The 206-nt window shown below is 66.5% G+C and carries 1 protein-coding gene; it reads right to left on the bottom strand.

Translation table 11 applies throughout. The features are described from left to right. A partial coding sequence (locus DIE04_RS29940) for a hypothetical protein (RefSeq protein ID WP_221621964.1) occupies positions 1 to 206 on the bottom strand: 206 nt, incomplete at both ends.

The following is a 206-nucleotide window of genomic DNA, read 5'->3' as shown; positions in this document are numbered from 1 at the left end:
CTGTCGACCTCCACGTCGACTGGCCTGTCGTCGGCAACCAGCTCGATCGGCTCGTTGTCCACGTCGACCTCGACGGGCATCAGCTCGCTGTCGACGGGCCTCAGCTCGACCGACAGCTCGGTCGCTTCGCTGTCGACTTCCACGTCGACCGGCCTCTCGTCGGCAACCAGCTCGATCGGCTCGTTGTCCACGTCGACCTCGACGGG

It is taken from the genome of Burkholderia sp. Bp8994 (genome assembly GCF_003853805.1).
Taxonomy (GTDB): domain Bacteria; phylum Pseudomonadota; class Gammaproteobacteria; order Burkholderiales; family Burkholderiaceae; genus Burkholderia.
This window is presented reverse-complemented; position numbering and strand designations above follow the sequence as displayed.